At 58.9% G+C, this 10,223-nt stretch carries 11 protein-coding genes; all 11 read right to left on the reverse strand.

Annotation, left to right across the window (positions count from 1 at the left end):
- Positions 1 to 1,126: outer membrane protein assembly factor BamB (bamB, locus tag ACRESJ_RS04110; protein WP_431756771.1), on the reverse strand; the 1,126-nt coding region annotated here is incomplete at its 3' end.
- A complete protein-coding gene (locus tag ACRESJ_RS04115; RefSeq protein ID WP_431756772.1) occupies positions 1,119 to 1,760 on the reverse strand; it encodes a tetratricopeptide repeat protein in 642 nt (213 codons plus the stop codon). The genes bamB and ACRESJ_RS04115, both read right to left, overlap by 8 nt.
- A gap of 42 nt (positions 1,761 to 1,802) precedes the next feature.
- Entirely contained in the window at positions 1,803 to 3,092 is a 1,290-nt protein-coding gene (hisS, locus tag ACRESJ_RS04120; protein WP_431756773.1) for a histidine--tRNA ligase, read from the reverse strand.
- A 37-nt stretch (positions 3,093 to 3,129) separates the two neighbouring features.
- Positions 3,130 to 4,239 carry a flavodoxin-dependent (E)-4-hydroxy-3-methylbut-2-enyl-diphosphate synthase gene (ispG, locus tag ACRESJ_RS04125; protein WP_020795607.1) on the reverse strand — a complete coding sequence of 370 codons (1,110 nt, stop codon included), beginning with the start codon at positions 4,237 to 4,239 and terminating at the stop codon, positions 3,130 to 3,132.
- A gap of 3 nt (positions 4,240 to 4,242) precedes the next feature.
- Positions 4,243 to 5,268 carry a RodZ domain-containing protein gene (locus ACRESJ_RS04130; RefSeq protein WP_431756774.1) on the reverse strand — a complete coding sequence of 342 codons (1,026 nt, stop codon included), beginning with the start codon at positions 5,266 to 5,268 and terminating at the stop codon, positions 4,243 to 4,245.
- Positions 5,268 to 6,026 (reverse strand): type IV pilus biogenesis/stability protein PilW, encoded by a 759-nt coding sequence (gene pilW / locus ACRESJ_RS04135; RefSeq protein ID WP_431756775.1) that lies wholly within the window; start codon positions 6,024 to 6,026, stop codon positions 5,268 to 5,270. Before pilW ends, ACRESJ_RS04130 begins: the two co-directional genes overlap by 1 nt.
- Before the next feature lie 16 nt (positions 6,027 to 6,042).
- The gene (gene rlmN, locus ACRESJ_RS04140; protein WP_431756776.1) at positions 6,043 to 7,188 is read right to left on the reverse strand and encodes a 23S rRNA (adenine(2503)-C(2))-methyltransferase RlmN; all 1,146 of its coding nucleotides are present in this window, start codon (positions 7,186 to 7,188) and stop codon (positions 6,043 to 6,045) included.
- 28 nt (positions 7,189 to 7,216) lie between these two features.
- Entirely contained in the window at positions 7,217 to 7,642 is a 426-nt protein-coding gene (gene ndk / locus ACRESJ_RS04145) for a nucleoside-diphosphate kinase (protein ID WP_007916882.1), read from the reverse strand.
- A gap of 88 nt (positions 7,643 to 7,730) precedes the next feature.
- Positions 7,731 to 7,931 (reverse strand): Fe-S cluster assembly protein IscX, encoded by a 201-nt coding sequence (iscX, locus tag ACRESJ_RS04150; protein WP_431756777.1) that lies wholly within the window; start codon positions 7,929 to 7,931, stop codon positions 7,731 to 7,733.
- A 14-nt stretch (positions 7,932 to 7,945) separates the two neighbouring features.
- Positions 7,946 to 8,287, reverse strand: coding sequence for an ISC system 2Fe-2S type ferredoxin (gene fdx, locus ACRESJ_RS04155; protein WP_421141244.1), 342 nt, complete (start codon positions 8,285 to 8,287; stop codon positions 7,946 to 7,948).
- Between the two features lie 2 nt (positions 8,288 to 8,289).
- Positions 8,290 to 10,152, reverse strand: a complete 1,863-nt coding sequence (gene hscA / locus ACRESJ_RS04160) for a Fe-S protein assembly chaperone HscA (RefSeq protein ID WP_431756778.1) — start codon at positions 10,150 to 10,152, stop codon at positions 8,290 to 8,292.
- Positions 10,153 to 10,223 lie beyond the last annotated feature (71 nt).

The following is a 10,223-nucleotide window of genomic DNA, read 5'->3' on the forward strand; positions in this document are numbered from 1 at the left end:
TGCCACTGTTGCCATATACATAAATCGTGTCACCCACCACCAGCGGACGGGCACGCAGGCCGTCGCTGTCGATGCGCTCGCGGCCGACGAAACGACCGTCCACCTGACTCAGCAGGTGCAGGTAACCTTCCAGGTCACCGACTGCAACGTAGCTGGAGAACACTTCCGGAGCCGACAGTTGACGGCGGGCCAGCGAGTCGTTGCTCCACAGCGCAGTGGTGGAACGCTCGTCGACGCCTTCAACGGTGCCCGAAGACAGGCTTACGTAGACGCTACCGAAACCCTGGGCGACACCGGCGTAGCTGGAAGCATCACGCTGCCACAGTTGACGACCGCTTTGCAGGTCTAGTGCCGCAACGCGACCTTGATAGCTGGCGACATAAATCGTCTCGCCGGACAACAGCAAGCCGCCATCGATGTCGACAACGCGCTCCAGCTCCGAACGACCTTGCGGCACTGCTACACGCTGTTCCCACACCGGCACGCCGTTGGAGATGTTGAGTGCAACCACTTTACCGGTCGACAGGCCAGCCACCGCGAGGCGATTGGTGACGATCGGGGCACTGGTACCACGCAGGGTCAGTACGGCAGGCGTGCTGTCATACAACCAGCGCTGGTTGCCGGTGGCGGCATCCAGACCGATCAGACGATCGTCCTGGGTCTGAACCACAACCACATCGCCATTGTTGGCTGGCGGTGCGAGGACTTCGCTGGACACGCGAGCGCGCCATTTCTCTTCACCGTTGATCGCGTCCAGGGCAACGATTTCGCCCTTGATCGTACCAATCGTCAGCAGACCGTAACCCACGCCAACAGCGCCGGAAACAGGCAGTTCGAGATCTTTCTTCCACTTGACATCGCCATTGCTGCGATCCATCGCCATCACCACGCCGGTAACGTCGGCGGCGTAGATGGTATCGCCATCGATCGCCGGAACCAGCATGTTGTAGGATTCGCCCTGACCGTCACCGATCGAACGACTCCACTGCTTCTGCAGGACCACTTCTTCCTTGAAGTCGGTCAGCTCGGCCGGTGGCAATTCTTTCTTGCTGTTGCTGCTGCAACCCGCAGCCAAGATGGCCAGGGTCAGCAATGCTGCATGTTTCCAACGAATCACGTCACGCATCCCCTTTGGCCAGATCGTCCAGCTTGATTTGCAGGCCACCGACCGCCGCTTCATCCGACAGTGCCGCCTTGGCTTTTTGATACGCCGCGTGCGCTTCATCGGTACGACCCAACTGCACCAGCAGGTCGCCCTTGAGTTCTTCACGAGTAGCCAGGAACGCCTTGTCGGCGTCACCTTCGAGCAGTTTCAGGGCTTCATCGGCCTTGTTCTGCGCGCCCAGCACCTGCGCCAGGCGCTGACGGGCGATTTCGCCCAGTGCAGGGTTGGCCGGTTTGGCGGTGATGGCTTTCAGCTCGCTGACTGCGTCATCCAGCTTGCCGCTGTCGACGGCGACTTTCGCCACGAACAGGCTGCCGTATTGCGCATAGGCGCTGCCGGCGAACTCGCTGTTGAGCTTGCCGGCCAGGTCCGAAACACGGGCCGCATCAGGCTTGCCGTCAGGCGTCAGCGTGGTTTCGAGCAATTGCTGATAGAGCACCGAGGCGCCTTGCGACTGGTTGCTCTGATACTTATGGAACGCCTGCCAGCCGAATACGATGACCAGCGCCAACAGGCCGCCAGTGACCAGGGGCTTGCCGTTGCGTGACCACCATTCCTTAAAATCCGCCAGATGTTCGTCTTCGGTACTCGACACCCCAATACTCCTTAATCGCTAATTCGGCTGTTTAAGACAGCTTCAACCCTGCACGACGCAGGTGGCCAGGTGTGCAGCAAGCGCATCCCAGGCAATGCTTTGTTGTTCGCCCTGGCCACGCAGGGGTTTGAAACCTACCACTTGCTGGGCCATCTCGTCGTCACCGAGGATCAGTGCGTAGAGTGCACCGCTCTTGTCGGCTTTCTTGAACTGGCTTTTGAAGCTACCGGCACCGGCATTCACTTGCAGGCGCAGGTTGGGCAACTGGTCACGTACACGCTCGGCCAGGACCAGACCAGCCAGCTCGGCCTCTTCACCGAAGGCGCAGAGGTAGACGTCGACCTGACGGTTGATCTCTTCCGGAATCTGCTCCAGGGTTTCCAGCAGCAGAACCAGACGCTCGATGCCCATGGCAAAACCCACGCCGGCGGTCGGCTTGCCGCCCATCTGCTCGACCAGGCCGTCGTAGCGACCACCGGCACACACGGTGCCCTGGGCGCCGAGTTTGTCGGTGACCCATTCGAAAACGGTTTTGCTGTAGTAGTCCAACCCGCGAACCAGCTTCGGGTTGATGACGTAAGGAATGCCGGCCGCATCCAGACGAGCCTTCAGGCCCTCGAAGTGCACGCGGGACTCTTCGTCCAGGTAGTCGGCCATCTTTGGCGCATCGACCAGGATCGCCTGGGTGTCGGCATTCTTGGTGTCGAGCACGCGCAGCGGGTTGGTCTTCAGGCGACGCTGGCTGTCTTCGTCCAGCTTGTCCATGTGTTGAGACAGGAACGCAACCAGCGCTTCACGGTAACGACCACGGGATTCACTGGTGCCCAGGCTGTTGAGCTCGAGCTTGACCGCATCACGGATGCCCAGCTCGCCCCACAGGCGCCAGGTCAGCACGATCAGTTCGGCATCAATGTCCGGACCGTCGAGGTTGAATACCTCGACACCGATCTGGTGGAACTGGCGATAACGGCCTTTCTGCGGACGCTCGTGGCGGAACATCGGGCCGATGTACCAGAGTTTCTGCACCTGGCCACCACCGGTGATGCCGTGCTCGAGCACGGCACGCACGCAGGCGGCGGTGCCTTCAGGGCGCAGGGTCAGGGAATCGCCGTTGCGGTCGTCGAAGGTGTACATCTCTTTTTCGACGATGTCGGTCACTTCACCGATGGAGCGCTTGAACAGCTCGGTGAACTCGACGATCGGCATGCGGATCTGCTTGTAACCGTAGTTATCCAGCAGGCGCGAAACGGTGCCCTCGAAGTGACGCCACAGGGGAGTCTGCTCGGGCAGGATGTCGTTCATGCCACGAATGGCTTGCAATGACTTGCTCACTTTAAATCCTTAAATTCGTTCGGCGCTTCAGTCAGGTTCAGCCGCGCGCAATAACGGCAGCGTCAGCTTCGACCTTTTCGGCCGCTTTCTCGCGGATCAGCCGTTCCAGCTCATCCACAAGATTGTCATTCGTCAGTTTCTGCGACGGCTTGCCGTCGATGTAAATCAGGTTTGGCGTGCCACCGGTCAAGCCGATATGGGCTTCCTTGGCTTCACCCGGGCCGTTGACCACGCAACCGATCACCGCAACATCCAGCGGCACCAGCAAATCTTCGAGGCGCCCTTCCAGCTCGTTCATGGTCTTGACCACATCGAAGTTCTGCCGCGAGCAGCTCGGGCAGGCGATGAAGTTGATGCCACGGGAACGCAGGTGCAGGGACTTGAGAATGTCGTAGCCGACTTTCACTTCCTCGACCGGGTCGGCCGCCAACGAGATGCGAATAGTATCGCCAATCCCTTCGGCCAGCAGCATACCGAGGCCCACGGCAGATTTCACTGTGCCGGAACGCAAGCCGCCTGCTTCGGTGATGCCAAGATGCAGAGGTTGAACGATTTCTTTCGCCAGCAGGCGATAGGCTTCGACAGCCATGAACACGTCCGAGGCTTTCACGCTGACCTTGAAGTCCTGGAAGTTCAGGCGTTCGAGGTGTTCGACGTGACGCAAGGCAGACTCGACCAGTGCGGCCGGCGTCGGCTCGCCATATTTCTTTTGCAGGTCTTTTTCCAGGGAGCCGGCATTGACGCCGATACGGATCGGAATGCCCCGGTCGCGGGCAGCATCGACCACTGCGCGCACACGGTCTTCGCGACCGATGTTGCCCGGGTTGATCCGCAGACAATCGACACCCAGTTCCGCCACGCGCAACGCGATCCTGTAATCGAAGTGGATATCGGCAACCAACGGCACCTTGACCAGTTGCTTGATCTTGCCGAACGCTTCGGCTGCGTCCATGTCCGGTACGGAAACCCGCACGATATCGACGCCGGCCGCTTCCAGCCGATTAATCTGCGCCACGGTGGCGGCGACATCGTTGGTGTCGCTGTTGGTCATGCTCTGCACCGCGATGGGTGCATCGCCGCCAACAGGAACGTTACCGACCCAGATCTTGCGCGATTCGCGACGTTTGATTGGAGATTCGCCGTGCATGACTTATTGACCCAACTTCAGGCGAGCAGTCTCGCCACTGGTGAACGGAGCAACATCGACCGCCTGACCGTTGTAGCTGACGCTAGCGCCACGGGCGTAGCCCAGGCGAACGGCGAACGGTGGCTTGCCATTGACGGAAAGGCTGTCGCCCTTACGCTTGAGACCGCTGAACAGCACTTTGCCGCTACCATCGGTCACTTGTGTCCAGCAATCGGCGGTGAATTGCACTTGAACCTGGCCTGGGCCGGCAACCGTAGTGGCTACCGGAGCTGGCGCCGGGGCAGCTGGAGCGGTCACGGTTGGCGCTGGAACGGCAGGTGCTGCCGGGGCCGGAGTTGCAGGCGTCGCAGCAACCAAAGGCGCGCTGTGCGCTGGAGCAGCAGGCGCAGGTGTGACCGGTGCGGCTGGCGCTACTGGTGCTGTCGATTGAGCCTCTGCTGGTGCCTCAGTCGAGGTTTCGGCCTGCGGCAATGCCAGAGCCGTCGAGTTGTCGACCTCTCCTTCTGCAACAGCCTGGTCTTCTGGCTCGTCCAGCGGATGAATCTGGGTAGTGCCGTCGGCACCTTCGACTTCAACGTGTTCCGGGGCGAGACCGATCAGGTCCTTGGTGCGCATAGAGGTTTGATCCTGCCACCAGACAAAACCGCCGCCAATCACCGCGACCAGCAACAGCAGGCTGACGATGCGCAAAATGGTATGGGAAACCCGCACCGGCTCTTCGATACGGCCCAGGCTATGAACGCTGCTGCCCTGGGAATCGGTACCGGTGGATTGATCGAATTGCTGAACCAGAACGGCCTGGTCCATGCCGAGCAATTTGGCGTAAGCGCGAATGTAACCGCGAGCAAAGGTATGCCCCGGCAGCTTGTCGAAAGCACCGGCTTCCAGATTACTCAGGGAGTTGACGGTAAGGTTGAGCTTGAGAGCCACTTCGGCCAGCGACCAGCCATTGCTTTCGCGGCCCTGGCGCAAAGTTTCACCGGGGTTAACGCGATTCGCTGCTACAACTTCGGGATGCGCCGCTTTCATCATTGCTCCGACAGGTATTGCTGATATTCCGGTGTACCGGGATAGAGTCGTTTTAATTGCAGGCCGGCACTTGCGGCCTTGTCGCGATCTTCAAACACTGTTGCCAGCCGAATGCCGAGCAATAGACTACGTGCATTTTGCTCGGCAAGCAGACTGAAACGATCGTAATAGTCACGCGCGGGCACATAATGCCTGTCTTCGTAAGACAACTCAGCCATTTCCAGCAATGCACGAGGCTGTTGGCGATTTAAACGCAGGGCTTTTTCCAATTGCTGCTGGGCCAGTTCGCGCTGACCGAGCATCGAGGCGGTCATCCCCAGGTTCTCGAACACTCGCGAACGCTCAGGATACAGGGTATCGGCGGCCGCCTGCTCGAAGCGCTCGTAGGCTTCCTTGTAGCGTTTTTGCTCGAAAAGAAAACTGCCGTAATTGTTGAGGATTCGGGCATCTGCAGGACGGGATGACAATGCCTTGCGAAAATGCTCGTCGGCCAGTTCCGGCTCCATTTCAGCCTGGAATACCAACCCCAGCGCAGCATTCGCATCAGGATCGGAGTTGTTGAGTTCCAGCGCTTTTTTCAAGGGGACCTTGGCACGCTCGGTCATGCCTTGCTGCAAATAGCCAATACCCAATTGCACATAAGCCTCACGCGCTTCATCGCGGCCCTTGCTGGTCTTCATCGGGTTGTAGTCGCCCGAAAGCACGCAGCCAGCACACAGGCTGGCCAACAGCAAAAGCAGCGCAAAGCGCAGGGACATAGAGATCCTCTCTCGATTACTTGTTCGCGGCGTTCTGGGCCATATCGTTGTCGGCGTTCAGTTCACGCACGGCGATATAACGTTCGCTGCGACGGGTGCGATCCAGCACCTGCCCTACCAATTGACCACAGGCCGCGTCGATGTCTTCACCACGGGTGGTGCGGACAGTGACGTTGAAACCGGCATGATGAAGCTGATCCTGGAACCGGCGGATGGCGTTGTTGCTCGGACGCTCGTAACCGGAGTGCGGGAACGGGTTGAACGGGATCAGGTTGATCTTGCACGGAATGTTCTTGAGCAACTCGATCATTTCCACCGCGTGCTCGACCTTGTCGTTCACGTCTTTGAGCAAGGTGTACTCGATGGTCAGCACGCGCTTTTCGCCGAGGTTCGACATGTAGCGCTGGCACGACTCGAGCAGCATCTTAAGCGGATATTTTTTATTGATCGGCACCAATTGGTTACGCAATGCGTCATTCGGTGCGTGCAGGGACAACGCCAGAGAGACGTCGATGTGCTTGGAAAGCTCATCGATCATCGGCACCACGCCGGAGGTCGACAGGGTCACACGGCGCTTGGAAATGCCGTAGCCCAAGTCGTCCATCATCAGGTGCATGGCGGCGATGACGTTGTCGAAGTTCAGCAGCGGCTCACCCATGCCCATCATCACCACGTTGGTGATGGCACGGTCGACGGTTGCCGGGACGCTGCCAAAGGATTTGTTGGCAATCCACACCTGACCGATGACTTCGGCGGCGGTGAGGTTGCTATTGAAGCCTTGCTTGCCGGTGGAGCAGAAACTGCAATCCAGGGCACAGCCTGCCTGGGACGAAACGCACAAGGTGCCGCGTTTGCCCTGAGGAATGTACACGGTCTCGACACAGCTGCCGGACGCCACGCGCACCACCCATTTACGGGTGCCGTCGCTGGAGATGTCCTCGCTGACCACTTCAGGACCACGGACCTCAGCAACAGTCTTGAGCTTTTCGCGCAAGACCTTGCTGACGTTCGTCATGGCGTCGAAATCATCGACGCCAAAGTGGTGAATCCATTTCATTACCTGACCGGCACGGAAACGCTTCTCCCCGATTGAGTCGAAGAATTTTTCCATTTCCTGTTGAGTCAGACCCAGCAGGTTAGTTTTTACAGTCGATGTAGTCATGGATTCACCTTCACTCTTAAGCCAATGCTTAGCGAGTGGTTACTTCAGTAGCTGCGAAGAAGTACGAGATTTCACGAGCAGCAGCGGCTTCGGAGTCCGAACCGTGAACAGCGTTGGCGTCGATGGAATCAGCGAAGTCAGCGCGGATGGTGCCGGCTGCAGCTTCTTTAGGGTTGGTAGCGCCCATCAGCTCACGGTTCAGAGCGATAGCGTTTTCGCCTTCCAGAACCTGAACAACAACCGGGCCGGAGATCATGAAAGCAACCAGGTCGCCGAAGAAACCACGAGCGCTGTGCTCAGCGTAGAAGCCTTCAGCTTCAGCTTTGGACAGTTGCTTCAGTTTCGAAGCTACAACGCGCAGGCCAGCTTTTTCGAAACGAGTGGTGATCTCGCCGATAACGTTTTTAGCAACTGCGTCAGGCTTGATGATGGAGAAAGTACGTTGAACAGCCATGGTGTAACTCCAGAAACGGGAATGTGCGAAAAATTAAACCCGCGAATTATACGCGGGTTCTCGGGTATTGCCTAACCTGCGGCGTGGCTCAGTCGCGTTCTTCGATCCAGTGGGCCTGAATGGCCTCCAGGATCTTCTCGCCACAATGCTCAGGCTTGTCGTCGAACTCGGGCAATTCCATCACCCACTTGCGCAGATCGACGAAGTTGACCGACATAGGGTCTACATCGGGCTTGCTTTCAGCCAGCTGGATCGCAATTTCCAGCACATCAGTCCACATGAGACTCATGACAATTCCTTGAATCAGTGCGGCGCTTCGGCTGCGTGGTTGAGCGAGTACTTTGGAATTTCGACGGTCAGGTCTTCGGTGCCGACTTTGGCCTGGCAGCCCAGACGGGATTCACGCTCAAGACCCCAAGCCTTATCAAGATAGTCCTCTTCCAACTCATCAGCCTCTTCCAGCGAGTCGAAACCCTCGCGAATGATGCAGTGGCAAGTGGTGCAGGCGCAGACGCCGCCGCAAGCGCTTTCCATCTCGATGTGGTGCTCATGGGCCAGCTCGAGGATGGACGTACCGGTCTCAGCCTCCACGACCATGCCGTCCGGGCAAAACTTTTCGTGTGGCAGAAAAATGACCTGCGGCATCGTTATTCCTCAATCTCATTCAGGTTGCGCCCCGCCAGCACGGCTTTCACCGTCGAGTCCAGGCGGCGGGCGGCAAAGGCATCGGTCACTTGCGACAGACGCTTGGTCTGCTGCTCGATGGCGTAACCATCGGTACCTTTCATCAGTTCGGTCAGTTCCTGCACCTGCATGTCGATGACCATGCGCTCCTCGGCGTCGAGCAAGCGGTCGCCGTCAGCCTCCAAAGCAGCCTGCACCGCTTCGATCAGGCGCTCGGCGTCGACCTGATGCTCACGCAATACACGGGCAACCTTATCGTCATTGGCGTGCTGGAACGAATCCTTGAGCATCTTGGCGATTTCGCCGTCGGTCAGACCGTAGGACGGTTTGACCTGAATGCTAGCCTCGACACCCGAACCCAACTCGCGGGCGGACACACTCAGCAAGCCGTCGGCATCGACCTGGAAGGTCACGCGGATCTTTGCCGCCCCAGCCACCATCGCCGGAATGCCGCGCAATTCAAAGCGCGCCAGGGAGCGGCAATCGCTGATCAGCTCGCGCTCACCCTGCAACACATGGATCGCCATGGCCGACTGGCCATCTTTGTAAGTGGTGAAGTCCTGGGCGCGGGCAACGGGGATGGTGGTGTTACGCGGAATCACCTTCTCCATCAGGCCTCCCATGGTTTCCAGCCCCAGGGACAACGGAATCACGTCCAGCAGCAACAATTCGTCACCGTCACGCTTGTTGCCGGCCAACGTATCGGCCTGGATCGCAGCACCGATGGCGACTACTTGATCCGGATCGATTTCAGTCAGCGGTTGACGACCAAAGGCCTCGCCCACAGCTTCGCGAACACGAGGCACGCGAGTCGAACCACCGACCATGACCACGGCATGCACGTCTTCCAGCTCAATACCGGAATCACGAACAGCACGACGGCAGGCTTTCAGGCTGCGGGCGACCATTGGCTCGATCAGCGCATTGAAGGCTTCGCGGGTCAGTTCGGCTTTCCAGTCGCCATAAGCAACTTCAACAGACGCTGCATTGGTCAGCGCTTCTTTGGCCGCACAAGCGGTTTGCAGCAGATTGCGCTGCGCACCCGGATCGAGGTCGGCGGACAAACCGGCGCTCTCGATGATCCAGCCAGCAATCGCATGATCGAAGTCATCGCCACCCAAGGCGCTGTCGCCACCGGTTGCCAGCACTTCAAACACGCCGCCGGTCAGGCGCAGTATCGAAATATCGAAGGTACCGCCGCCCAGGTCGTAAATCGCGACCAGGCCTTCGGCGTGCTGATCCAGACCGTAAGCCACGGCAGCGGCGGTCGGTTCATTGAGCAAACGCAGCACATTGAGGCCCGCCAGCTTGGCGGCATCCTTGGTAGCTTGGCGTTGAGCGTCGTCGAAATAGGCCGGAACGGTGATTACCGCACCCACCAGTTCACCGCCCAGGGTGTCTTCGGCACGCTGGCGCAGGACCTTGAGGATATCGGCGGAGACTTCGACCGGGCTTTTCGGGCCTTGAATCGTTTCGATGAACGGCATGTGCGACTCGCCGCCGACAAAGCGATACGGCAGCTGCTCGCCCAACTGCTTGACGTCGGACAGACCACGACCCATCAAGCGCTTGACCGAAAGCACGGTATTCAAGGGATCAGTAGCGGCAGCCAACTTGGCGGATTCGCCCACTTCCACGCGATCAGCGTGATAGCGCACGGCAGAAGGCAGGATGACCTGCCCTTGCGCATCGGCAAGAGGCTCGGAAAGACCACTGCGCAATGCAGCGACCAGCGAATTGGTAGTACCCAAGTCGATCCCCACAGCCAGGCGACGCTGGTGCGGTTGAGGACTTTGGCCGGGTTCGGCGATCTGCAGTAGGGCCATCGTTATCAGGACTTATCTGTATATCAGGCGTGCGACCGGAGCGGCACTGGGTTAATCGTCGAGGCGCTCTT

Source organism: Pseudomonas sp., assembly GCF_050739655.1.
Classification (GTDB): domain Bacteria; phylum Pseudomonadota; class Gammaproteobacteria; order Pseudomonadales; family Pseudomonadaceae; genus Aquipseudomonas.

Coding starts and splice junctions, on each gene's coding strand:
- pilW (WP_431756775.1), bottom strand. CDS start 6,026: ATGTCCCTGCGCTTTGCGCTGCTTTTGCTGTTGGCCAGCCTGTGTGCT.
- ispG (WP_020795607.1), bottom strand. CDS start 4,239: ATGCACGGCGAATCTCCAATCAAACGTCGCGAATCGCGCAAGATCTGG.
- fdx (WP_421141244.1), bottom strand. CDS start 8,287: ATGCCGCAGGTCATTTTTCTGCCACACGAAAAGTTTTGCCCGGACGGC.
- ACRESJ_RS04130 (WP_431756774.1), bottom strand. CDS start 5,268: ATGAAAGCGGCGCATCCCGAAGTTGTAGCAGCGAATCGCGTTAACCCC.
- hscA (WP_431756778.1), bottom strand. CDS start 10,152: ATGGCCCTACTGCAGATCGCCGAACCCGGCCAAAGTCCTCAACCGCAC.
- iscX (WP_431756777.1), bottom strand. CDS start 7,931: ATGAGTCTCATGTGGACTGATGTGCTGGAAATTGCGATCCAGCTGGCT.
- ndk (WP_007916882.1), bottom strand. CDS start 7,642: ATGGCTGTTCAACGTACTTTCTCCATCATCAAGCCTGACGCAGTTGCT.
- rlmN (WP_431756776.1), bottom strand. CDS start 7,188: ATGACTACATCGACTGTAAAAACTAACCTGCTGGGTCTGACTCAACAG.